The organism is Streptomyces sp. NPDC004788, assembly GCF_053601115.1.
The window spans coordinates 66,801-87,272 of record NZ_JBSGBF010000015.1 but is presented as its reverse complement, the minus strand read 5'-3'; the positions used below and the strand labels follow the sequence as shown (position 1 = coordinate 87,272).

Annotated in this window: 26 protein-coding genes; 17 read left to right on the top strand and 9 right to left on the bottom strand. The window is 71.3% G+C overall.

What is annotated here, in order from left to right:
• The first annotated feature begins 62 nt into the window (after window positions 1-62).
• The 6 genes from ACWEJX_RS10100 to ACWEJX_RS10075 all read left to right on the top strand — a co-directional run bounded on the left by ACWEJX_RS10100 (window position 63) and on the right by ACWEJX_RS10075 (window position 3,384).
• On the top strand, window positions 63-524 hold the full coding sequence (locus ACWEJX_RS10100) for a hypothetical protein (protein WP_451607038.1): 462 nt from the start codon (window positions 63-65) through the stop codon (window positions 522-524).
• Between the two features lie 286 nt (window positions 525-810).
• Window positions 811-1,095, top strand: a complete 285-nt coding sequence (locus tag ACWEJX_RS10095) for a hypothetical protein (RefSeq protein ID WP_451607037.1) — start codon at window positions 811-813, stop codon at window positions 1,093-1,095.
• A 137-nt stretch (window positions 1,096-1,232) separates the two neighbouring features.
• The gene (locus tag ACWEJX_RS10090; RefSeq protein ID WP_451607036.1) at window positions 1,233-1,565 is read left to right on the top strand and encodes a hypothetical protein; all 333 of its coding nucleotides are present in this window, start codon (window positions 1,233-1,235) and stop codon (window positions 1,563-1,565) included.
• 40 nt (window positions 1,566-1,605) lie between these two features.
• A complete protein-coding gene (locus tag ACWEJX_RS10085) occupies window positions 1,606-1,971 on the top strand; it encodes a hypothetical protein (RefSeq protein WP_451607035.1) in 366 nt (121 codons plus the stop codon).
• An 85-nt stretch (window positions 1,972-2,056) separates the two neighbouring features.
• Entirely contained in the window at window positions 2,057-3,010 is a 954-nt protein-coding gene (locus ACWEJX_RS10080) for a hypothetical protein (protein ID WP_451607034.1), read from the top strand.
• Window positions 3,011-3,027: 17 nt separating this feature from the next.
• Entirely contained in the window at window positions 3,028-3,384 is a 357-nt protein-coding gene (locus tag ACWEJX_RS10075) for a GntR family transcriptional regulator (protein WP_451607033.1), read from the top strand.
• Between the two features lie 183 nt (window positions 3,385-3,567).
• On the opposite strand, the gene ACWEJX_RS10070 is transcribed toward ACWEJX_RS10075, so the two are convergent.
• Window positions 3,568-4,134, bottom strand: a complete 567-nt coding sequence (locus ACWEJX_RS10070; protein ID WP_451607032.1) for a histidine phosphatase family protein — start codon at window positions 4,132-4,134, stop codon at window positions 3,568-3,570.
• Window positions 4,135-4,373: 239 nt separating this feature from the next.
• Here ACWEJX_RS10070 and ACWEJX_RS10065 point away from each other — a divergent pair, with 239 nt between their 5' ends.
• Both ACWEJX_RS10065 and ACWEJX_RS10060 read left to right on the top strand, forming a co-directional pair.
• Window positions 4,374-4,604: a CbtB domain-containing protein gene (locus tag ACWEJX_RS10065; protein ID WP_403794071.1), complete on the top strand. Its 231-nt coding sequence runs from the start codon at window positions 4,374-4,376 to the stop codon at window positions 4,602-4,604.
• 20 nt (window positions 4,605-4,624) lie between these two features.
• Window positions 4,625-5,497, top strand: a complete 873-nt coding sequence (locus tag ACWEJX_RS10060; protein WP_451607031.1) for a CbtA family protein — start codon at window positions 4,625-4,627, stop codon at window positions 5,495-5,497.
• Window positions 5,498-5,761: 264 nt separating this feature from the next.
• Here ACWEJX_RS10060 and ACWEJX_RS10055 read toward each other — a convergent pair whose 3' ends face one another.
• The 7 genes from ACWEJX_RS10055 to ACWEJX_RS10025 form a co-directional block, all read right to left on the bottom strand.
• Window positions 5,762-6,721 (bottom strand): D-2-hydroxyacid dehydrogenase family protein, encoded by a 960-nt coding sequence (locus tag ACWEJX_RS10055; RefSeq protein ID WP_451607030.1) that lies wholly within the window; start codon window positions 6,719-6,721, stop codon window positions 5,762-5,764.
• 162 nt (window positions 6,722-6,883) lie between these two features.
• Window positions 6,884-7,540: a contact-dependent growth inhibition system immunity protein gene (locus ACWEJX_RS10050; RefSeq protein WP_451607029.1), complete on the bottom strand. Its 657-nt coding sequence runs from the start codon at window positions 7,538-7,540 to the stop codon at window positions 6,884-6,886.
• 13 nt (window positions 7,541-7,553) lie between these two features.
• Window positions 7,554-7,853 carry an RNase A-like domain-containing protein gene (locus tag ACWEJX_RS10045; protein WP_403794060.1) on the bottom strand — a complete coding sequence of 100 codons (300 nt, stop codon included), beginning with the start codon at window positions 7,851-7,853 and terminating at the stop codon, window positions 7,554-7,556.
• A gap of 24 nt (window positions 7,854-7,877) precedes the next feature.
• Window positions 7,878-8,438: a hypothetical protein gene (locus tag ACWEJX_RS10040; protein WP_451607028.1), complete on the bottom strand. Its 561-nt coding sequence runs from the start codon at window positions 8,436-8,438 to the stop codon at window positions 7,878-7,880.
• Between the two features lie 27 nt (window positions 8,439-8,465).
• A complete protein-coding gene (locus tag ACWEJX_RS10035) occupies window positions 8,466-10,235 on the bottom strand; it encodes an RNase A-like domain-containing protein (RefSeq protein WP_451607027.1) in 1,770 nt (589 codons plus the stop codon).
• Window positions 10,235-10,540: a WXG100 family type VII secretion target gene (locus ACWEJX_RS10030; protein WP_403794055.1), complete on the bottom strand. Its 306-nt coding sequence runs from the start codon at window positions 10,538-10,540 to the stop codon at window positions 10,235-10,237. Before ACWEJX_RS10030 ends, ACWEJX_RS10035 begins: the two co-directional genes overlap by 1 nt.
• Before the next feature lie 82 nt (window positions 10,541-10,622).
• The gene (locus ACWEJX_RS10025; RefSeq protein WP_451607026.1) at window positions 10,623-11,051 is read right to left on the bottom strand and encodes a WXG100 family type VII secretion target; all 429 of its coding nucleotides are present in this window, start codon (window positions 11,049-11,051) and stop codon (window positions 10,623-10,625) included.
• A gap of 333 nt (window positions 11,052-11,384) precedes the next feature.
• On the opposite strand from ACWEJX_RS10025, the gene ACWEJX_RS10020 reads away from it, so the two are divergent.
• From ACWEJX_RS10020 to ACWEJX_RS09980, 9 genes are all read left to right on the top strand, one after another.
• Window positions 11,385-11,855, top strand: coding sequence for a hypothetical protein (locus ACWEJX_RS10020; protein WP_451607056.1), 471 nt, complete (start codon window positions 11,385-11,387; stop codon window positions 11,853-11,855).
• Between the two features lie 201 nt (window positions 11,856-12,056).
• Window positions 12,057-12,629 (top strand): toxin, encoded by a 573-nt coding sequence (locus tag ACWEJX_RS10015; protein WP_451607055.1) that lies wholly within the window; start codon window positions 12,057-12,059, stop codon window positions 12,627-12,629.
• A gap of 99 nt (window positions 12,630-12,728) precedes the next feature.
• A complete protein-coding gene (locus tag ACWEJX_RS10010; protein ID WP_451607025.1) occupies window positions 12,729-13,958 on the top strand; it encodes an MAB_1171c family putative transporter in 1,230 nt (409 codons plus the stop codon).
• 77 nt (window positions 13,959-14,035) lie between these two features.
• Window positions 14,036-14,593, top strand: a complete 558-nt coding sequence (locus tag ACWEJX_RS10005) for a hypothetical protein (RefSeq protein WP_451607054.1) — start codon at window positions 14,036-14,038, stop codon at window positions 14,591-14,593.
• 183 nt (window positions 14,594-14,776) lie between these two features.
• A complete protein-coding gene (locus ACWEJX_RS10000; RefSeq protein WP_451607024.1) occupies window positions 14,777-15,730 on the top strand; it encodes a cucumopine synthase-related protein in 954 nt (317 codons plus the stop codon).
• On the top strand, window positions 15,727-16,845 hold the full coding sequence (locus ACWEJX_RS09995; protein WP_451607023.1) for an NAD(P)/FAD-dependent oxidoreductase: 1,119 nt from the start codon (window positions 15,727-15,729) through the stop codon (window positions 16,843-16,845). Before ACWEJX_RS10000 ends, ACWEJX_RS09995 begins: the two co-directional genes overlap by 4 nt.
• Before the next feature lie 82 nt (window positions 16,846-16,927).
• Window positions 16,928-18,694: a carbamoyltransferase family protein gene (locus ACWEJX_RS09990; RefSeq protein WP_451607022.1), complete on the top strand. Its 1,767-nt coding sequence runs from the start codon at window positions 16,928-16,930 to the stop codon at window positions 18,692-18,694.
• A 24-nt stretch (window positions 18,695-18,718) separates the two neighbouring features.
• Window positions 18,719-19,204 (top strand): SRPBCC family protein, encoded by a 486-nt coding sequence (locus tag ACWEJX_RS09985; RefSeq protein ID WP_451607021.1) that lies wholly within the window; start codon window positions 18,719-18,721, stop codon window positions 19,202-19,204.
• 5 nt (window positions 19,205-19,209) lie between these two features.
• Window positions 19,210-19,827: a histidine phosphatase family protein gene (locus tag ACWEJX_RS09980; protein WP_451607020.1), complete on the top strand. Its 618-nt coding sequence runs from the start codon at window positions 19,210-19,212 to the stop codon at window positions 19,825-19,827.
• 120 nt (window positions 19,828-19,947) lie between these two features.
• Here ACWEJX_RS09980 and ACWEJX_RS09975 read toward each other — a convergent pair whose 3' ends face one another.
• Window positions 19,948-20,232: a hypothetical protein gene (locus ACWEJX_RS09975; RefSeq protein ID WP_451607019.1), complete on the bottom strand. Its 285-nt coding sequence runs from the start codon at window positions 20,230-20,232 to the stop codon at window positions 19,948-19,950.
• Window positions 20,233-20,472: the final 240 nt, after the last annotated feature.

The following is a 20,472-nucleotide window of genomic DNA, read 5'->3' as shown; positions in this document are numbered from 1 at the left end:
CGATCCGGCCGCACAGGTGTGCGGTCGAGATCGGGATCGTGATCAGGGGTGGGGTGGTGGGCATGCGTGCCCGTGGAACGGTGACGGCGGCCGTGGTGCTGGGCCTGGGGCTGGCCCTCGGGGCCTGCTCGGGCGAAGGCGGCGGAGCCGGTGGCGGTACGGCTCCGAGCCGGAGCGCCACCCCCGCGGCGACGGCGTCCGCCACCCCGTCCGCGACGCCGTCCGCGTCGAAGGCCCCGGCGTCGCCGACCCCGGGCGCGACCTCGACCCCGCCCAGGGTCCACATCACGCCCGGCGTCGACGGCGGCTCGCCCAAGCCGTACCGCTCGGTGACGTCCGGCACCTGGAAGACGAAGACGCTGGAGCCGCAGAACCCGTACGCGGGCCCCAACCCGCCGCCGGCTCCGGACCGTCCGTCGCCGACGCCGGAGGTCCCGGTCTACACGGGCCCGCCGAAGCCGGTCATGGCCGTCACCGTCACCCCGCCGCCCCAGCCGGTGTTCACGCCGGACACGGTGCACTGAGCGGGTTCTCTTGGGCGCAACCTGTGGCGCACAGCGGCCTGGGCGAGTCGGTGCAGCTCAGCACTCGGCTGGCGGAGCGCGTGAAGGGGCGTGGTATGCGCCGAGGCGCCTTCTGTGCGCTGTGTGATCACTCTTTTGCGACGGAACGAAACATCCCGAGGCCTGCGCCGGTGGGGCATGTTTGCTGCCGAGAGGCTGGCCGTGGGGCCAGCCCCGCCCCGAGTGAAGGGACTGCCTCGTGCGTCTTCGCCATTCCGTCGCTGCTGCCCTCGGTGCCCTCGCACTGGTGATCGCCCTGCCCGCTTCGTCGAATGCGGCCGTCGGCGAATTCGAGTACCAGACAGGCCCGTATCCGGGTGTGCCCCATGGCCTCACTGACCCCACGAGCGGCGTGTGCATCAACCTGTTCGGCGCGACTGCGAGTGACCCCGCGTACGCGCCGAAGAATCTCACCGACTCAACCGCGACGGTGTTCCTCGACTTCGACTGCACGGGCGACGTCTCCGTCGTCATGAGCCCGGGCAAGGTTCTGGGCGAGAGGGTCAAGGTCCGCTCCGTCATCTTCAGCTGACGCTTCAGAAGCGGCCTTCGAAGGCAAGTCAGCGAGTGGGGCCGGCGCCGGCAGGCGCAGCCCCACTCGCTCGCGTCCCGTAACTGCCTCCTGCCACCTGCCTTGGAATCGCGGGCGGTTCAGCAGGTCTCAGAGCGATGCCCGATGCCGTCATCGCCGAGGGTGACGCCGCCGTGCGGGCGTACGACAGCGAGCGGTTGCTTCTCCAGCCGGAAACCCGTGGCCTGTGGCAGGGCGTCAAATGCGGGACCGCCATCGTGGGTGTGCTCGCCAGCGGCGCCATACCGGCGGCGAAGATACTCAAGCTCAAGGCCTTCATCGCGAAGGAGGTACGCGGCGTGAAGAACGCCGCGTACCTCCTGATCCGCGTCGCCAAGGGCGAGGAGAAGCTCAGCGAGCTGGGTGCCACGCTCGGCGGTCTCGCCGGCGCCGTCCTCGGCATCGACCAGATCCAGAAGCAGTGCTCCTGAAGGGGCGGAGGCCGGCACGATGACAGCTGATGAAGCCGACATGGCAGCACTGATCACGCCGGTGGCCGACGGCGTGCAGCGGGAAGCCGCGGAACTGCTCAAGGCCGGACACAGGAACAAGGCGCTCAGGCGCCTGCGCAGGCACTCCGGTCTCGGCCTCGTACCGGCCGTCAGGGCCGCGGAGCTCTTGGCCCAGGGTCGCCGTCTGCCTTCGACCTACGCGGAGGGCCTGGTGAACCTGCGGTCCGCCGCCGCGGACGTCGTCGCCGAAATGACGACCATGCTGCAGCAGGGCCAGAGCACCGCCGCCATCAAACGGCTGCGGAAACACACGGACATCGACCTGGCAGGCGGCTACCACCTTGTCCGGGAACTCACCCGCGAACTCGGCATTCCGCAGGACTGACTCAGCCCGCCCCGAGCCACACCGTCCCGCGGCGCGGTATATTTGTTCTACTAGAGTGCGAACAACTAGAACCGAGGGGGGTTTCGTGAACCGTCTCCACCTGCGCGCACTCACCGCCGCGCCGTTCGTCCTCGCGCTCGCCGCCCAGCTGCTGCTGGCGGCCCTCTGGCACGACCGCCTGCCGGACCCGCTCGCCACCCACTTCTCCGGCGTCGACGGCCGGCCCGACGGCTTCACCGGCCGCGGCGCCTTCCTCGCCGTCAGTACGGGTCTCCTCCTGACCCTCGGCGCCGGCTGGACCCTGCTCGTACGGCGCCGGGCGCTGTGGGGGGCGTGGGCCACGGCCGGGTTCACCGGCGGGCTCATGGTCCTGCTGCTGCGGAGCAACCTCGACGCGGCGGCGCCCGAGGCGCGCTATCCGCTCGCCGTCGTCACCCTCGCCGCCGGGCTCGCCGCCCTCGGCGCGGCGGCCGGACTCGGCCTCACCCGTCTCGTACCGGCAGAACCGGAGCCCGCCCCGCCCACCGCCCCGGCCGACGGCGCGCCCCGGATCGAGCTCGCCGCCGGCGAGGTCGCCGGCTGGTCCCGCGCCACCGGCTCCCGCCCGCTGACCGCGCTGTCCGTCGGCTTCCTCCTCGCCGGCGCCGGCGGGCTCGCCCTGGCCCCGGTCCTCGGCCCCTGGCCGTACCTCCTCCTCGGCCTGGTGGGCCTGGTCGTCGGCCTGCCCGGGCTCGCGTTCTCCCGGGTCCGGGTGACCGTCGACCGGCACGGCCTGACCGTGAGCCCGACCGCGCTGCCCCGCCCCCGCATCCGGATCCCGCTCGACGAGGTCGCCGCGGCGGAGACCGGCACGGTGGACCCCCTGGCCGACTTCGGCGGCTGGGGCCTGCGCGGTCGCCCCCACCGGTCCGCTCTCGTGCTGCGCGCCGGCGAGGCCCTCGTCGTACGGCGCCGCTCCGGCTTCGAGTTCGCGGTGACCGTCCCGGACGCCGCGACCGCGGCCGCACTCCTCAACGCGCTGGCCAGGCGATCGGCCTGACCTGAGAGGATCTGACCGTGCTCTTCCGGGTCGACCCCGCCTCCGCCGTCCCGCTCGGCGACCAGATCGCCGCCTGCGTCCGCGGCGCCCTCGCCGACGGCACCGCCGCGCCCGGCGAACGTCTGCCCGCCGCCCGTGAACTCGCCGACTCCCTCGGCGTCAACGTCCACACCGTGCTGCGCGGTTACCAGCGGCTGCGTGAGGAGGGCCTGATCGAGCTGCGCCGCGGCCGGGGCGCCGTCATCCTGCCGGGCGCCGAGGCCCCCGGCCGCGCCCACCTCGCCGGAGCGCTCCGCGCCCTCGCCGCGGAGGCCCGGCAACTCGGCCTCAGCGACGAGGAGTTCCTGGACCTGGCCCGCACGAGCCTGGGCTGAACGGGCGCGCCCGGGCGCACGTCCCGGCGACAGGGACCCGGGGCCCGTACGACCGCGCGGGCGTACGTCCCGGCGGCAGGGACCCGGGGCCCCGTACGACCGCCAGGGCGTCGTCCCGGCTCGCGGCTCGCGGCCCGCGCGAGAGCCCACGCGTACGTCCCGGCTCGTGAACCCGTACGAGCCTCAGCCGACGGGCGCGCCCAGGCGTACGTTCCAGCGTCCCGACCGCCCTGAGAGTTCGACCCGCTCCAGCGGCCGTACGTCGAGCCGCCAGAAGGCCGCCTCCGGGGCGCCGAGCGCGTGGGCGACGGCCGCGCGGATCACGTCCGGTTCGGCGACGGCCCATACGGTTCCCGGCTCCAGGGCGTCCATCCAGGCCGCGACGCGGGCGCGCAGCTGCCGCAGCGACTCGCCGCCGTGCGGGGCGGCGTCCGGGTCCGACAGCCAGGCGGCCACCGACTCCGGCTCCTCCACGGTGAGTTCGTCCAGGCGGCGGCCCCGCCACCGGCCCATCGCGCACCCCGCGAGCGCCTGCTCCACCTCGTACGCCTCCGTACGGATGCCGAGCGCCTCGGCCGTCGCCCGGCACCGCCCGGACGGCGAACCCGTGACCCGTGCTCCGTCCTTCAGCGCCGGCGGCCCCGCCGTCACCGCCTCCACGGGCCCGGCGTCGTCGAACCGGGCCTCGCGCAGCGCCGCGGTCACGGCGGGGGCGACCAGCGCGAGCCGTACGGTCGTCGGTGCGGCCATGGGTGATTCATCCCTCATTTCACCAGCCCTGGAACCAGGCGCTCTTGGCGCGGAGTGTCCGGCGCGGTACGGTCAGTCGACATTTCCACAGAACGACGACGGCGAGACGGAAGTCCGGTGCAAGTCCGGCACGGTCGCGCCACTGTGAGCTGCCCCAAGCCGTGGGTGCGGTGAGTCAGACCCGACGACCGTCGTCGCGCACCACCGTATGGGACGCGAGTTCCCGAGGAGGTTCCACCATGGCCGAGGCCATCGCGTCGCCCGCCGTTCCCACCACCCCCGCCATCACCGCTCCGGTCTCGCTGCCGGTCCGCGCGGTGCTGCCGTGGGCGGCGTTCGCGGGCATCCTGATGCTCGTCGCGCTCTACTTCGTCGGTGCCGAGCAGGGCGCCCTGTCCGTGTTCGCGGGCAGCGACGTGCACGAGTGGGTGCACGACGGGCGTCACCTGCTCGGCTTCCCCTGCCACTGAGGCAAGGGAACACCGGGCGCATGTCATCACCCACCACCCCCACGAGCGCGCCCTCCGGCTCGCTCGTGGGCAAGCTTCTGGTCCGCGGGCTGCTCGCGGGCCTGATCGCCGGGCTGTTCGCCTTCGCCGTCGCGTACGTCGCGGGCGAGCCGTCCGTCAACGCCTCGATCGCCGTCGAAGAGGCCGCGGCCGCCAAGGCGGAGCACGCCGAGCACGCCGAGCACGCGGACCACTCCGCCCACTCCCACGACCACGGCGGGAACGGCGCGAACGGGGCGGCCACCCAGGCCGACTCCGAGGAGGAGATCGTCAGCCGGGACCTCCAGTCCACGGCCGGCCTCGCCACCGGCGTCCTCGTCTACGGCGTCGCGCTCGGCGGCATCGCGTCCCTCGCGTTCTGCTTCGTGATCGGCCGGATCGGCCGCTTCAGCGCGAAGGCCACCGCGGCTCTCGTCGCGTCCGCGGCCTTCACGACGGTCTATCTGGTGCCGTTCCTGAAGTACCCGGCGACCCCGCCGGCCGTCGGCAACCCGGACACCATCGGGCAGCGCACCACGCTGTTCTTCCTGATGATCCTGCTGAGCGTGCTGCTCGGCATCGCCGCGGTCATCGCCGGCCGCCGCCTCGCCCCGCGCCTCGGCAACTGGAACGCGACCGTCCTCGCGGCCGCGGGCTACGTCGCCGCGGTCGTGATCGCCTGCGCCTTCCTGCCCGGCAACGGAGACTCGGTGCAGGCCGAGTTCCCGGCGGCCGTGCTGTGGGAGTTCCGGATGGCGACCCTGGGCATCCAGCTGGCGCTGTGGGCGGCCTTCGGGCTCGCCTTCGGATGGCTCGCCGAGCGACTGCTCGCACCGAAGGAGGCTCCGGCGCAGGCCGCGACCGCGGCCGCCTGAGCATCGCGCGTCAGCCCCGTACACCGACAGGCGTACGGGGCTGACGCACGCCCGGGGCGTGATGCGGCGCGCCCGCAGGCGTCCAGACCTCGCGTCGGCCTTGCTTCGGACCTCGCTTCAGACCTCGCTTCAGACCTCGCTTAGACGTCGTTTCAGGTCTCGCTCAGGCCTCGGCCTCAGGCCTCGGCTTCAGCCCTCGGTTTCATGCCTCGGTTTCATGCCTCGGTTTCATGCCTCGGCTTCATGCCTCGGCTTCAGGCCTCGTCACGCCAGCTCGCGCACCGGCGCGCCCGCCAGGAACGCCTCGATGTCCTCGACCGCCTGGCCGAAGTAGCGGCCGTAGTTGCCCTCCGTCACGTACCCGAGGTGCGGCAGCGCGAGCACGTTCGGCAGGGTGCGCAGCGGGTCGTCGGCGGGCAGCGGCTCCGTCTCGTACACGTCGAGGCCCGCGCCCGCGATCCAGCCCTCGCGCAGCGCGCGGAGCAGGGCCGGGCCGTCGACGAGCCCCGCGCGGGAGGTGTTGACGAGGTACGCGCCCGGGCGCATCGCGCGCAGTTCGGGCTCCCCGACCAGGCCGCGGGTGCGGTCGGAGAGCACCAGGTGGAGCGAGACGAAGTCGGCGGCGCCGAGCAGTTCGCGCAGGTCGGCGGCGCGGCGTACGCCGTGTTCGGCGGCCCGCTCGTCGGTCAGGTTCGGGCTCCAGGCGACCACGTCCATGCCGAACGCGAGCCCGACGCGGGCCACCCGGCCGCCGATCTTGCCGAGCCCGACGAGGCCGAGCGTCCGGCCCGCCAGGTCGGTCCCGACCGTCGACTGCCAGGGTCCGCCCTCCCGGACGGCCCGGCTCTCGGTGGGCAGCTGCCGGGCGAGCCCCAGGATGAGCGCCCAGGTCAGCTCGGTGGGCGGCTCGGACGCGCTGGCGGTGCCGCACACGGTGATGCCCCGGGCGCGGGCGGCGGCCACGTCGATGGAGGCGTTGCGCATCCCGGAGGTGACGATCAGCCGGAGCCTGGGCAGCCGGGCGAGGAGTCCGGCGCCGAGCGGGGTGCGCTCGCGCATGACGACGAGGATCTCGCAGTCCTCGACGGCGGCGACGAGCGCGTCGGGGTCGGTGAGGTGCTCGCGCAGGACGCGGACCTCGACGCGGCCGTCGAGGGGGCGCCAGTCGGCGGAGGTGAGGGCGACGCCCTGGTAGTCGTCGAGGATCGCGCAGCGCAGCACCACGGCAGTCCTTCTCCCTGCTTCCGGTAGATGCGGTTGCGGACGGCGCGGGCTTCGTCCGGAGCACCGGCTTGCCGCCGCGGGGACCGCGTCCCGGCCGAACGGGCCGGTCGCGATGGCGCATCGTATCGCCCTGGTGGGGCCTGCGGGCGGGCCGCCTTCGTGTCAGCCCCCCGACAGGGTCGTCGCCACCGCCAGGAACCACGCGCCGTGCGAGAACGGCTCCGGCGGGTCGACCTCCATGCCGAGTTCGGCGGCCGCCAGCGCGTAGTCCGCCTCGTTCAGGGGCAGCGCGAGCAACTCGTGGAGCTCGCCCACGAGACGGGCGACCAGCTGGGGGTGGGTGGTGGCGGCGTAGTCGGCGACGGCGGCGTCGTGGTCGGGGAACTCGTCGACGATGTCCTGCGAGAACCAGCCGCCCAGCAGCTGCGCGGTCTCCGGGAAGCGCACGTGCCACTCCCAGTGCGTCTGCGGCGTCGCCGGCTCCGGGACGTCGCCCTCCTCGATGCTGCGCTTCAGATGGTCGGCGAGGACGGTCAGCCAGTCGCCGATCGCCGCCTGGGGCATGCCGGTGTCCGGGATCGCGTAGAACTCGCCCAGGCTCTGCCGCAGGCGGCCCGGCGGGTTCTGGCTGTACGCGCGCAGCTGGCGCTCCGCCTCCGCGACGGCCGAGGGGCGGGTGTGCCAGGTGTGGCGGAGGTACGCGTCGAGGGCGCGGCTGCGCCGCTCCGGGGTGTCGTCGGCCGGCTGGCCCAGGTACGCGCGCATCACCTGGTCCAGCTCGCCGTAGCGGCGGTCGTGTTCGAGGGGCTTCATGGACATCTGCGTACGGCCCCTACAGGTAGAACGGAACGGTGGTCTTGACGACGAAGCCGTGCGGGCTCGACGGTTCGCGTCGCAGCACCACGCGCGCCGCGCGGACGTCGACGGGCCCGAGCCCGGCCAGCAGGTCGCCGGCCAGCTGGACGCGGCCCACGGGCTCCTCGCGGGACGGCCAGGCGGCCTCGATGGTGAGGCGGGCCCGGGTGCCCTGGGCGAGCCAGCGGTGGATGGCCTGCTCGTTGGCGGTCACCACCTGCTGGGTGGCCCAGTGGGCGGTCTCCCGGTCGGGGTAGGAGGCGGAGCGGGTCAGCACGGGGGCATCCTGCCAGTAGTCGGATCAGTAGTCGGAGAAGTTCCAGAACATGCCGACCTCGGTGTCCGAGACGACGACGAGGCCGCAGTCCTCGGAGTAGACGCTGAGCGGGCTGTAGCCCCAGTGCGACGTCGTGAAGTCGAGCGTGCCGGGCACGGGCCCGGGCCTGCTGACGTTGGTGTGATAGGTGGCCTTGTCTCCGTACCGTGCGAGGATCGTCCGCGCCATCACGCGCAGCTCCTCCTCGCTCTCCGTGAAGCGGCGCAGGTTGGACAGGGTGCAGCAGTCGTCCGTGAGGGCCAGGAGCAGGTTCTCGGCGCTGTCCCGGTCGATCTCCTTGAGACGCTCCGCAACGTACTCCGGGGGGTGGTCGGCGAAGGGGTACGTGGGGGACCCGTCGTGCTCCCGGCTGTGCGCCGGGTCATCGAGGCCCGTCCACCCCCGGGGGTCCGGGACCCGGGCCATCAACGCGAGGACGTCGAGGACCCAGTTCTCGTGGCGGCGCGGGCCCGTGGCGTCGTACGGGTACGCGTCCTCGAACAGGTGACGTACCGCGGCTTCCCAGGACTTCTGGTCGACGGACATGTGGTGCTGGCCTTTCTCGGCGGAGCGCTAGGACTTGGAGGGCATCGACGTCATGACGGTGAACGGCGGGTTGCGACTGCTGTCGTACCGGAGCCGTGTGTCGATGCCGGTCACGTCGTACGCCTTGGCTTTCATGCCGCCCTGCTTGTATCCCGACAGCGGGTCGTTCGGGTCCACCGGTTGCTTGCTCACGCTGCGGCCGCTGGTCTCGCCGTTCGGCGCGGTCGAATGGAAGTCTCTGACCTCTCCGTCCCCCGGCGGCGGAGGGCCCTTGATCCACGCGTCGATGGCGGCCTTGTTGCTGTTGAGGTTGTGCTCGGTCAGCTCCTCCGCGCGCTGGTAGTTCGGGAAGGCCGAAGAGGCGCTGGGCTTCGGCTTGCCGTACGGCCACGCCTGCGTCGGGCCGTTCGACTGCTGGTCGCGCAGTCGCTGCGCGAGCTGCTCGTCCGTCTTGCCGACGTGCTTGTCGAGGGTGTGGCCGTCGCCCATGTACTCGTTGGCGGCCAGGTTCAGATCGTAGTTGCCGTTCGAGTCGACCTTCAGCCAGACCTTCGAGTCCTTGAACTCCTCCAGGGCCCGCGCGCCGAAGCCGTAGGCACGGGCCTCGCCGGCCTCGAACTTGGGCGCGCTCAGGAACGCCTCGTCCAGCGGCTCCTTCAGCGCCTCCATGCGGGTGGTCAGGCCGCTCAGCTTGCCGGTGTACGTGTCGACGATCCGGTTCAGCTTGGCCGTGTCGAGGTTGAAGACGGTCTTGACGTCGAACGAGAGGAGCAGACTGGCGCCCTTGCTGACCACGGAGGTGACGGTGCCGATGATGCTCTTGACGTCCTTGGGCTTCTCCAGGTCCTCCAGGATGTCCTTGGCGGCCTTCAGCATGGCGCGTTCGAGCTCGTCGTAGACGTCGCGGTTGAGGTCGACGGCGGCTTCCGCGTACTCGCGCAGGATGGTCGCGATCTTGTCGGCGGTGTCCTTGAGGACGGCCAGGACGGGCTCGCTGCCGGTGGGCAGGCGGGGCGTGCCCGGGCCGGAGTTGGCGGTCTGCCCCCACTGGTAGCCGACCCGCTGCTGGCCCCAGGCCGTGGCGCCCCACAGCGCGCTGCAGAAGGTCCGCATGGCGGCTTCCCAGTCGGCCTGCTGGTGGTTGGTGATGGTGCCGACGGCCTGGGTGAGCTGGTCGGCGACCATCGTCCCCACGATGGAGACGTTCATCCAGCTGTGGCACAGGGAGTTGAGGTAGTGCTGCTGCGGGAAGGGGTAGACGTCCGCCACCTTCCCGACCCGGAACACGTGCTTGCACAGCGGGTGGAGGACGTCCCGGACGATCTCCGGGAGCTGTTCGAGCAGACCGCGCAGGAAGTCGTCACCGCCGTCGTCGTCGCCCCACTTGATGTCCGGTACGGCGCCGAACTTCGGGTCCTTGTCGACGACGGCGGGCCGCGGGCGCTGCTCGGGCGTCTTCCCCGGCTGCGGGTGGGACGCCGCGTCGGCCTTGGTGTACGCGTTGGCCGTCTCGGTGAAGCCGACGGCGACGCCGCCGACGCTGAGCACGGAGCGGCCCCAGACCTCCAGCCAGCGGTCGCCGATCTTCTTGTACGCCTGCGCGAACTTCTCGGCCTCGGTGCCGGCGCCGCCGGCGTCCGGGTACTTGCCCAGCTCCTCCAGGAGCTTGTGGGCGCCGCGCATCAGGAAGTCCTGCTGCTCGGCGACCCGTCCGGAGACCCTCCAGAGGTCGCTCGGCTTGACGTCGATGGTGCCGGAGGCGCCGCCCGCCGAGGGGGCCGGGGTGGGAGTGCCCATCAGGCGCCGCCTCCCCAGCCTTCGAGCACGGAGCGGTTGGCGGCGGCGTAGTTGAGGTGCCCCTTGGTCACGACCTCGTGGAGCCAGGCCTGCGCGGCCTTCAGGTCGTCCGCCTGGTGGCTCCACTTGTCCAGCTCGTCGATGAACGTCTCGCGGGCCTCGCCCTCCCAGGTCACGACGACCTTGGCGACCCGCCCGTACAGCGTGTCCAGCTTCTCGTTGAGGGTACGGAGGATGTCCTCCAGGTCCCCCGAAAGGCGTTGCAGGGTGGCGAAGTTGACGGTGATCCGATCGTCTTCGGGCATGGTGCTGATCCCCCCGTGGTGCAACTGTCGGTGTCGGCGGTGTCGGCGGTGTCGGCGGTGTCGGCGGTGTCGTATGTACGGCTCAGAGGTCCGCGAGGCGGCTTCTGGGCGCGGCTGCCGGTGCCGGGTCGGGCACGGTGAGCTCGCGGGCGGCGGCGGCCACGTCCTCGCCCTGCTGCACCTGCCGCATCCGCGCCAGGACGTCGAGCTCCTGCTCGGTGAAGCCGTCGCGCGAGGCGCGCATCGCGGCTTCGAGGAGGGCCAGTACCTGACGGATTCGTACGGCGTCCTCGGCCACTCCGCGGTGCAGCGAGCGGTACGCGGTGGCGGTGGGGCCCTGCCAGCCCGCGGCGATCGTGTCGACGACCTCGTCCATGCGACGGGTCTGCTTCTCCAGGTAGCCCTGCATCGCGTGGAGGTCGTCGGCCAGCTTGGTGAGGCCGTCCTCCGTGTACTTCAGATCGGCGTTGCCGGCGTTGTCCGCGCCGCCGGCGTGGTCGGCGTCCCGCATGCTGAGCCCCCGCTCTCGTCGCGCCGTTCGTACGCGTGTTCCTGCATACGGCCGTTCACTTTAGCAAGGGGGAAGGTGACAAACTCCAGGCCGTCTGCCATGGAGGGGCAGGTGGGTGGCTGGCATACTGCACGGGTAGCCCTTCGCGCATCCCCCGTCGCGAAGGGCTACACCCTTAAGTCGGCACGCACGGCCGACACGCACGGGTGTGGAACACGGCCCGGGGACTCCCCTGTGGTCCCCGGACCGTGTTTTTTGCAGTTAACAGTGACGTAGAGTGTTTACGCAAGCCCGGCACTTGCGCCGGTGCATGATGCGAACGTGGGTAACGGGATGGACATCGGCGAAGAGCACGTACCTGAGCTGCAGTCGTTGCAGCAGAAGGTCGAGTACATGCTGGAGAAGACCTTCCCGGGCCAGAAGGTGTCCGGGCGGACCTTCTCCGAGCTGGTCAAGGAGCGCGGCGGCTCCCTCTCCCACAGCTACTTCTCGAACATCCTGGCCGGGAAGGTCACCCAGCCCTCCGAGGAGATCCTCAAGGCGCTCGGGCTGGGCTTCGGCGTGGACTGGCGGTTCTTCAAGGAGGAGTCGGAGGTCGTCGGCGACGTGGTCGCCGGGCTCCAGTTCCTCGCCAAGCGGCGCACCGGCGAGATCAGCGGCGTGGCGGGCCGGGGCGTCGACGACGACGGGCTGCCGGCGGAGCTGCTGGAGTTCGCGCTCTCGCTGCTGGCGGACACCAAGGCCAAGCAGCAGCCCGAGGACGGGACGGACGGGGCTGGGGGAGCCGGGGGAGCCGGGAGGTAGGCCGTGGCGTACGCGGGTCCGTGCGCGGGTCGGTACGTGGGTCCGTGCGCGGGTCCGTGCGCGGGTCCGTGCGCGGGTCGGTACGTGGGTCGGTACGTGGGTCGGTACGTGGGTCGGTACGTGGCTCCGTGCGCGCGTTCGGCGTTGGCTAGACTCGCCGAGCGCATGTCACGCACGCGTGCCGACGATCAAGAGGCCCCCATGTCCCTGCGCGAACTGCGTAAAGAGTGTGAAGCCGGGCTGGCTGACCTTCCCATACCGGCCCCGTTCACCATCGAGGGCCTGGTGGCGAACATGGAGGCGGCCCGCGGCCGGACCATCGTCCTCCAGGAACTCCCCGAACGGCTGGCGCGCGTCAACGCGGCCTGCGGCCTGCGCCTGAAGTCCGGCACCACCAGCTACGTGCTCTACCGGCGGCGCCCCACCCCGTACCAGACCCAGCACGTGATCCTGCACGAGCTGTGCCACGAGTGGTTCGACCACGGCACCAGCCTGGACGCGGACCAGCTGCGGAAGCTGCTGCCGGTGTTCGACACCTCGCTCATCACGCGGGTGCTCTCCTCCGACACGGTCCAGGCCCGCGCCCAGTACGACACGCACGACGAGCGGATCGCCGAGTTCGGAGCCTCCCTCATCCCGCGCATGGCGAGAGACGTGACCAGCGACGACATGGTCGGACGGCTGGCCAACTCGCTCTCCCGGCCCGTGGCCCACCGGCGCCGCTCGTTCTTCCGCGACACGTTCTTCCGCGACATGTTCTTCCGCCGCTCGTAACGCCGTCCGTAGCGCCGCTCGCTGCGCCGCACGCAGCGCGCCCGGTGCCGCAGCCGATCCCCCCACCCCTGCCCGCAGAAGACCCCCCGAGGAACTCACGTGACCGCCCTCGACCTCGCCGGCTACCTCATCGCCGGCCTGATGACCGCCGTCGCCCTGTGGCGCATGCCGGCCGCACTCTGGGGCGACGAGGAGGACAAGCGCCGCCGCGCCCTGTGGGGCTGCTACGCGGGCTTCGCCGTCGCCCTGTGGACCAAGACCCGCGTGGTCCGAATAGGCCTCAACAACAGCCCCGTCGTGGACCTCGCGGTGCTGATCAAGCACTACACGGCCACCATCGCCATCCTGGCGATCCTCAGCTACATCGTCGCCATCTACGGTCACTTCCCGGAGGGCGGGGCGATCCCCCGCCACGTCCGGTTCGCACGGCTCGTCCAGCAGGTGGCCACCAAGGCCTCCGTGGTCACCCTCGTCCTGCTCACCGTGCTCTTCTTCACGGTGGTGGACCGCTCGCACCCCGCGGACCGGTTCGTGGCCGAACACGCCGGGCAGTGGGGCGCCACGCTCTACATGAGCGTCTTCTACCTGTACTTGGGGGCCGCGTCCGCCGTCTGCGCCTACCAGTGGGCGCTGGCCACGGCCGACGCCAAGCTGCTCCACCTCCGGGTGGGCCTCGGCATGATGACCTTCGCGATGTTCATCGGCGTCGGCTACACCCTCAGCCGGACCCTGTTCCTCTGGATCAGCGTGGTGGACCGGCCAAGCCCGGGCTTCGCGCTGGCCTTCGACGAGGCCACCGAGGCCGCCCAGCTGGTGCTCTTCGCCTTCTTCGCGCTCGGCGCCTCCATCCCCGCCTTCAGCAAGGGCTGGCGGCGGGCCCGGCTGTGGCGGGCCCAGATGAACCTGCATCCGCTGTGGCGCGAGCTGATGACGGCCTTCCCCGACCAGCCCTTTGCCCCGCCGGCCTCGCTCGCCCGGGAGCTGACCCGGTTCGACACCCCCGCGGACCTGCGCGTCGACCGCTGGGCGGCCGACATCGCGGACGCCGTCGAGAAGCTGCGTCACTACGTGCCCGACAGCCTGCTGACCGCCGCCAAGGACGCCGCCGCGGGGCGGGAGTCGCTCGCCGACGCGTACTGGATCAAGGCGGCCCTGCTCGCCAAGGCCGAGGGCGCCACCGCCGGGAAGGCCGCCGCCTTCGAGGCCAAGCACGCCACCGACCAGGACGGCGAGGTCGCCTGGCTGGTACGGGTGGCCGCCGCGTACAAGTCCGTCCCCGAACAGCGGGCCCGCGTCGTCCTGCGGTCCTGCCCGGAGTACAGCGCGTGAACCGCACCGAGAGCGCCGGCAGTGCCCGGCGAACCAGCACCGGCGCCAGCACCAGCGCCACCAGCACCACCACCACCGTGGCCCGTGTCGTCACCGACGTCCTGCAGCCCCGCAACGTCCTGCTCGTGGGCATGCTCGGCATCGGCCTGGCCGCGGCCGGGCACTGGACCGGCCTGCTGTGGGGTCTGCTCGGCGCCCTGTGCGCCGGGCTGATCCCGGCCGGCTACATCGAATGGGAGCGCAAGCGGGGCACCTGGGGCGACCGCCATGTGGTCGACCGCACCCAGCGGGCACCGATCTTCTTCGTCATCCTCGGCTCCATCGGCACCGGGTCGCTGGTCATGCTCCTCGGCGGGGCCCCCACGGCCATCCTCGTCGCGATGCTCGCCCTGTGGGTGATGACCGTCGGGCTGCTCGCGGTGAACACCGTCTGGAAGATCTCGGTGGACTCCGCCGTCGCCTCGGCGGTGGTGGCGCTGCTCGCCGCGGTGCACTCGCCGTGGTGGCTGCTCGCCTACGTGCTCACGGTCGCCGTGTGCTGGTCCCGGGTCGCGCTGACCTATCACACGGTGGCGCAGACGATCGCCGGCGCTTCGCTGGGCGCGGCCACCGCAACCGCGTTCCTCTTCGTCTGAGTCCGGCTGCCCTTCAGTCGTCGCCGTTCACCCGTCGTTCGCGCGCCTGAGCTGCGGTTCCGTAGAAACACACGAACCACGCACCTCAGGCGGCTCGGAGTTTCATGTTTTCAACGCCTGACTGAAACAAGCCAGTTGGCGATGTACTCCACGGACAAGCCGAACCAACGAACGGGGAAAGCCTTGTCCGAGAAGCTGCCTGGCCGTCAGATAGAGATCTCCTGGCCGGACCTGGGCATCACGGTCACCGCCGACCTTGACGGCCGCAATCCGGCGCTCGCCGACGCGCTCTGGGAGTCGCTGCCCTACCGGAGCCTCCAGGGGCACGCGCTCATCGCGGGCGAGCACCTCTACCACGTGTCGCCGATCCCGGCTCTGCTGCACACGCCCCATGACACCCGTATCCCGGACCGGCGCGAGGCCCCCGACGGCACCGTGTTCCTCTCCGGTCTGCAGCACCTGGGCATCAAGTACGGCACGCTGACCGAGCCGATGCCCGCCACCCCGGTCGGCCGGATCCGTGCGGCGGACATGCCCGCCCTCCTTGAGGCCGGAGCCGCGATCTGGGACGCCGTCTACTCGACGAAGAAGCAGATCACCGCCGAGGTCCGCCGCGCGGGCGAGCCGGGCGGCCACCGCATTCCGATGCTCCACGCGACCCACGTGGAGGCCGACCGCCTGATCGCGGACATCCACACCGAGACCGAGAAGATCTGGCTCGCGCCGCCGGTCGAGCTGGACGAGCTCCACCAGGGCATCATCCCCTCCCGGGCGGGCAACTTCGGGACCGTCCTGCCCACCCTGCTGTTCGTCAACGGCGAGACGCGGCCGCTGGGTTACGCCGCGTACGGCGGGCTCGTCCGGGCCGCCGTCCAGGGCATGTCCATGGAGTCGCTCGTCCACATGACCCGGCTCCTGGTCGGTGTCCCCGCCGAGTTCCTGGGCTACTGCGGCCTGGAGAAGCTGTGGGCGTTCACCCAGCGCTTCCTCGCCGTCCTGGACGACCTCGACCGTGACGACTTCTACGCCGTCACCAGCCAGATGGCCCTCTACATCAACTGCCTCGGCGGCTGGAACCTCCAGCTGTACCCGTGGGAGACCGGTGACCACCTGCGCCAGCAGAGCGTCGCCCGGTGAGCACCCCGAGCACCCCGAGCACCCCGAGCACGCTGGACACCCCGAACACCCCGAGCACCCCGAGCGTTCTGCCCGACCGGGCCGACGCCGTCGTCATCGGCGGGGGAGTGATCGGAACCTCCGCCGCCTACCACCTCGCCGAAGCCGGCCTGGACACCGTCCTGTTGGAACGGGGCGGACTCGGCGGCGGAGCGTCCGCGCACACCGCCGGCATGGTCCGCACGTACTTCCCCGGCAATCCCGCCACGGGGCAGCGCGCCGTGCGCAGCCTGGAGGCCTATCACGACTTCGCCCGCCACACCGGGGCGTCGCTCGGCCTGAGGCGGCTGGGGTTCATGGCGCTGTTCACCGACGAACAGCAGATCGCCGCGTTCGAGGCCGAGCAGCCGGCCCAGCGGGCCGCCGGCGTCCGGGTCGACCTGATCGGCGCCCGCGAGGCGGCCGAGCTCAACCCGCTGATCAGCGAGCGCGCCGTGCTCGCCGCCGCCTGGAATCCCGAGGCGTACCACGTGGACGGCCTCGACATCGTCCGTGGTTACGCGGCCGGGGCCCGTAACCACGGTGCCCGGCTGTTCACCCACACGCCCGTCACCGGCATCGGCGACGACAACACCGTCCACACCCCGCGGGGCAGCATCAAGGCGGACAGCATCGTGTGCACGGCCGGGCCCTGGTCCGGCGAGGTGGCGGCCATGGCGTCGGTCGACCTGCCGCTGGCGCCCCGCGTGATGGAGATGCTCTTCACCGACGTCCCGCCCGCTCCGCACCCCGAGCTCCCCATGACGATGCACGCCGCGTCCGGTCTGCGGATCCGCTCGTGGAAGGACCGCATCCTGCTCGCCATGGGAGCGCCCAAGGACGGCGAGGCGCGGGAGGACTGGCTCGGCCGCATCGCCGGCCATCTCGGCACCGTGTTCCCCGCCCTGGACGGCATCGGCCTGCACCGCGCGTGGTCCGGTGACTTCGACGCCAGCCCCGACAACACCGCCCTCATCGGCGAGGACCCCACCCGTCCCACCCGCCGCTTCCTGTACGCGGCCGGATTCACGGGCGCGGGCCTGTGCCAGGCCCCGGCGGCCGGGCAGCGGCTCCGCGACCTGCTGACCGTCAAGTAGCTCCGGTAGCTCCGGTAGCTCCGGTAGCCCCAGAACAGGAAAGAATGACGTGATTGTTCTTGGATGTAATGGTTTCAGCCGGGTGTCGGAGTTCTTCTCCGAACGCCTCGGCGCGACCGGCATCAACAAGCATTACCTCTTGGGCCACGACGCCGCCGCCGCGGTCCTGATCGACGGCCGCCTGGTCGCCGCCGTCGAGGAGGAACGCCTCAACCGGGAGAAGAAGACCACCGACTTCCCCGCGAACGCGATCGACTGGTGCCTCAAGGAGGCCGGGATCACGTTCGACGACGTCGACCTCTTCGCGTTCCCCTGGAACTGGACTCCCCAGGTGTTGGACGAGATCCGGGACGGCATCCGCACCTCGCCGCTGGCGGAGGACGCGAAGACGCGTCTCATGGGCGACATGGCCGACCTGTTCGACCAGGTCGTCAGCCACGAGGCGATGCTGGCGGACTTCGAGGCCCGTACGGGACACCGCCCCGACCCGGCCAAGGTCCGCTTCGTCCCGCACCACCTGGCGCACGCCACGACCGGCTACTACCTCGCCGGCATGAAGGACGCCGCGTTCCTCGTCAGCGACGGCCGCGCCGAGCGCTTCTCGACCCTGACGGGCGAGATCCGCGACGGCAGGGTCACCGTCTTCGACGACAGCGTCACCGGCGCCCAGTACTCCATGGGCACCCTGTTCTCCTGCATCACCCGCTTCCTCGGCTTCGTCCCGAACAACGACGAGTACAAGGTGATGGGCCTGGCCGGATACGCCGAGCCGCCGACTCCGAACCCGTTCCTCGACGACCTGCTGACGCTGCACGACGACGGCCGCTACTCCTTCACCAAGCCGCTCCGGACCGACGACCTGCACAGTCACGACGCCCTGTTCGAGGAGTACTTCGGGCCCTTCGAGGACACCCTGGAGTACACCTCTCGCGTCGCCGCGGCGGCGCAGCAGATGCTGAACGTGGCCACCGCGCACCAGGTCCGGCACCTGGAGAAGAGGACGGACCTCGACCGGCTGCTGTTCGAGGGCGGCGTCGCCCTCAACTGCCTCAACAACACCCCGCTGTTCGAGGGCTCCCGCTTCGAGGACATGCAGGTCAGCTTCGGTGCCTCCGACACCGGCATCACCATCGGCGCCGCGGCCCACGCCTGGCTCGACGACCCCGGCACGACCCCGTCGGACATCCTCGCCGCCTCCGCGCCCGTCACCCCCTACCTGGGTCCGGCCTACGACGAGGCCGCGATCGAGGAGGCCCTGGAGGGCTTCGCCGGCCGTGTCACCGTCTCACGCCTGGACGACGACGAGGTCGTCGAGCAGGTGGCGAAGCTCCTGACGGAGAAGGTCGTCATCGGCTGGTTCGAAGGCCGCGTCGAGCACGGGCCGCGCGCCCTCGGACACCGCAGCATCCTCGCCAACCCGGGCTTCGACGACATCAAGGACATCATCAACACCCGGGTCAAGCACCGCGAGCCGTTCCGTCCGTTCGCCCCGCTCGTCCTGGAGGAGCAGGCGCCGGAGATCTTCGACATGGGGCGCAAGACCAGCTCCCCGCACATGACGTTCGTCTTCCCGGTGCGCGACGCGTACAAGGACCGCATCCCCGGCGCCGTACACGTGGACGGCACCTCCCGCATCCAGACCCTGACGGACGAGGGAACGCCGCGGCTCACGGCGCTGCTGCGCAGGTTCATCGAACTCACCGGCACCCCGTGCCTGATCAACACCTCGTTCAACGTCGCCGGCGAACCCATCGTCTGCAGCCCCGTCGACGCCCTGAACTGCTTCATGGGCACCGAGATCGACTACCTGGTCCTCGGAAACCACCTCATCGCCAAGAACGAGTCCTAGACCGAGCCCGAGAAGGAACGCGCCATGCCGACCAAGATCCAGCGCAAGCACACCATGTACCACTCCACCATCATCGACGCCGACCCGGACACCGTGTGGGCGACCATCCGCGACGCCATGCAGATCCTGGAGATCGTGTCCCCGGGCGACCTGGACGTCCACCGGGACGTCAGCTGGGTGGAGGGCGGCTCGGTCGAGACCGTGCCGGCCCGCTACGACTTCAGGCTCACGCTCAGCGGCAAGGTCGTCCAGCAGGAGATCGCCGCCCGCGACGAGATCAACAAGACCCAGTCCTACCGCGCCGTCGCCCCGACCAGCGGAGTCGCCAGCTACGAGGCCACCATCCGGGTGTTCCCCATCACGAACGACCCGGCGCGCTGCTTCTTCGACTGGTCGCGGATCCTGGAGATCGCCGAGGACGCCGACCTGAAGGTGGTCGAGGGCATCATCGACATCATGGAGAAGCAGACCGACTGCGTACGGGATCACTTCGCGCAGACCGCGAAGTGAGCGACGTGACGACACTCGTACTGCTGCGGCACGGCGAGACCCTGCTCACCCCGCAGCGGCGGCTCTCCGGCAGCGGAGGGTCCAATCCGGGACTCTCACCCGCCGGACGCCGCCAGGCCGACGCGGTGGCCGACGCCCTCGCCCACCGCGGCGGCGTCGAGGCGGTCGTCACGTCACCGATGCGGCGCTGCCAGGAGACCGCGCAGCCCGTGGCCGCGCGCCTCGGCCTGCGCGTCCAGGTCGACCCGGACCTGCGGGAGGCGGACTTCGGCGCCTGGGAGGGCCTCACCTTCGCCGAGGTCCGCGAACGCTACCCGGACGACCTGAGCGCGTGGTTCGCCTCGCCCGAGGCTCCCCCCTCGGGCGCAGGCGAGACCATGCAGCAGGTCACCCGCCGGGTCGCCGCCGTACGGGACGGTCTCCTGGCCCGGTACGCCGGTGCCACGGTCCTCGTCGTCTCCCACGTCGTCCCGGTCAGAACCCTGATCCGCCTCGCCCTCCAGGCGCCACCGCACACCCTGTTCCGCATGGAGGTCGCGGCGGCCTCTCTGTCGACGGTGACGTACACGGAGGACGGCACCGCGACGCTGCAGTCCCTCAACGACACGCACCACCTGAACTGAGCGCGAGGGGTCCAGGCCGGGAGGGCCGGGCCACCTGGCGCAGCGGCAGGGGCTGGACGAGGGGCCGGGACGACGACGAAGGCCCAGGTCGAAACGGTCTGGGCCTTCGTCCTCACCCGGTCAACGAGCCGCCACGTGCACGACCTCCTTGACGACCGTCCTGACACCGGACACGAAGTGGTAGACGGCTCCGCTCGCCAGGATCAGGGCGCTGAGCAGGATCCAGCCGCCGGGGCCGCTGTCCGCCTGGAAGTCCGAACCGTCCGATCCGGGATTGCCGCCGGTCGGGGCCCGCAGCGTCTCTCTGGCGATGTGTGCCGCACCGGCCGCCGCATGGGCGACCGCGGCCAGCGCCATGCCTGTGACGCCGATGGCGAACCACTCCACTCGCCCGAGCTCGTCCATCGTTCTCGCCTCCTCGCCTCCGGATCTCCGCGCCTGTCAGGCGATTGCCTTACCTCTGATCCTCGGCGCGGCGCCCCGGCGCCGCCAGAGACCGGAAGGGCAGAACAGGGGGCCATTGGACCCCATCGCCCCCCTGCCGATCCGCCCGGCCTGTCGGTCGGCGGACTCGTGTCCGGATGGGAGGAAGCCGTCCCGGCAGCGGCGGCGGACGAGAAGAGCGCGAAGGCCGCACCGAGCGAA

Bases quoted from the DNA above. Each gene is read 5' to 3' on its own strand.
- ACWEJX_RS10070 (WP_451607032.1), bottom strand. From the start codon at position 4,134: ATGGCCGCACCGACGACCGTACGGCTCGCGCTGGTCGCCCCCGCCGTG.
- ACWEJX_RS10035 (WP_451607027.1), bottom strand. From the start codon at position 10,235: ATGGGCACTCCCACCCCGGCCCCCTCGGCGGGCGGCGCCTCCGGCACC.
- ACWEJX_RS10050 (WP_451607029.1), bottom strand. From the start codon at position 7,540: ATGTCCATGAAGCCCCTCGAACACGACCGCCGCTACGGCGAGCTGGAC.
- ACWEJX_RS10040 (WP_451607028.1), bottom strand. From the start codon at position 8,438: ATGTCCGTCGACCAGAAGTCCTGGGAAGCCGCGGTACGTCACCTGTTC.
- ACWEJX_RS10015 (WP_451607055.1), top strand. From the start codon at position 12,057: ATGTCCCTGCGCGAACTGCGTAAAGAGTGTGAAGCCGGGCTGGCTGAC.
- ACWEJX_RS10030 (WP_403794055.1), bottom strand. From the start codon at position 10,540: ATGCCCGAAGACGATCGGATCACCGTCAACTTCGCCACCCTGCAACGC.
- ACWEJX_RS10025 (WP_451607026.1), bottom strand. From the start codon at position 11,051: ATGCGGGACGCCGACCACGCCGGCGGCGCGGACAACGCCGGCAACGCC.
- ACWEJX_RS09985 (WP_451607021.1), top strand. From the start codon at position 18,719: ATGCCGACCAAGATCCAGCGCAAGCACACCATGTACCACTCCACCATC.
- ACWEJX_RS10065 (WP_403794071.1), top strand. From the start codon at position 4,374: ATGGCCGAGGCCATCGCGTCGCCCGCCGTTCCCACCACCCCCGCCATC.
- ACWEJX_RS10020 (WP_451607056.1), top strand. From the start codon at position 11,385: ATGGACATCGGCGAAGAGCACGTACCTGAGCTGCAGTCGTTGCAGCAG.
- ACWEJX_RS10060 (WP_451607031.1), top strand. From the start codon at position 4,625: ATGTCATCACCCACCACCCCCACGAGCGCGCCCTCCGGCTCGCTCGTG.
- ACWEJX_RS10100 (WP_451607038.1), top strand. From the start codon at position 63: ATGCGTGCCCGTGGAACGGTGACGGCGGCCGTGGTGCTGGGCCTGGGG.
- ACWEJX_RS10085 (WP_451607035.1), top strand. From the start codon at position 1,606: ATGGCAGCACTGATCACGCCGGTGGCCGACGGCGTGCAGCGGGAAGCC.
- ACWEJX_RS10090 (WP_451607036.1), top strand. From the start codon at position 1,233: ATGCCCGATGCCGTCATCGCCGAGGGTGACGCCGCCGTGCGGGCGTAC.
- ACWEJX_RS09975 (WP_451607019.1), bottom strand. From the start codon at position 20,232: ATGGACGAGCTCGGGCGAGTGGAGTGGTTCGCCATCGGCGTCACAGGC.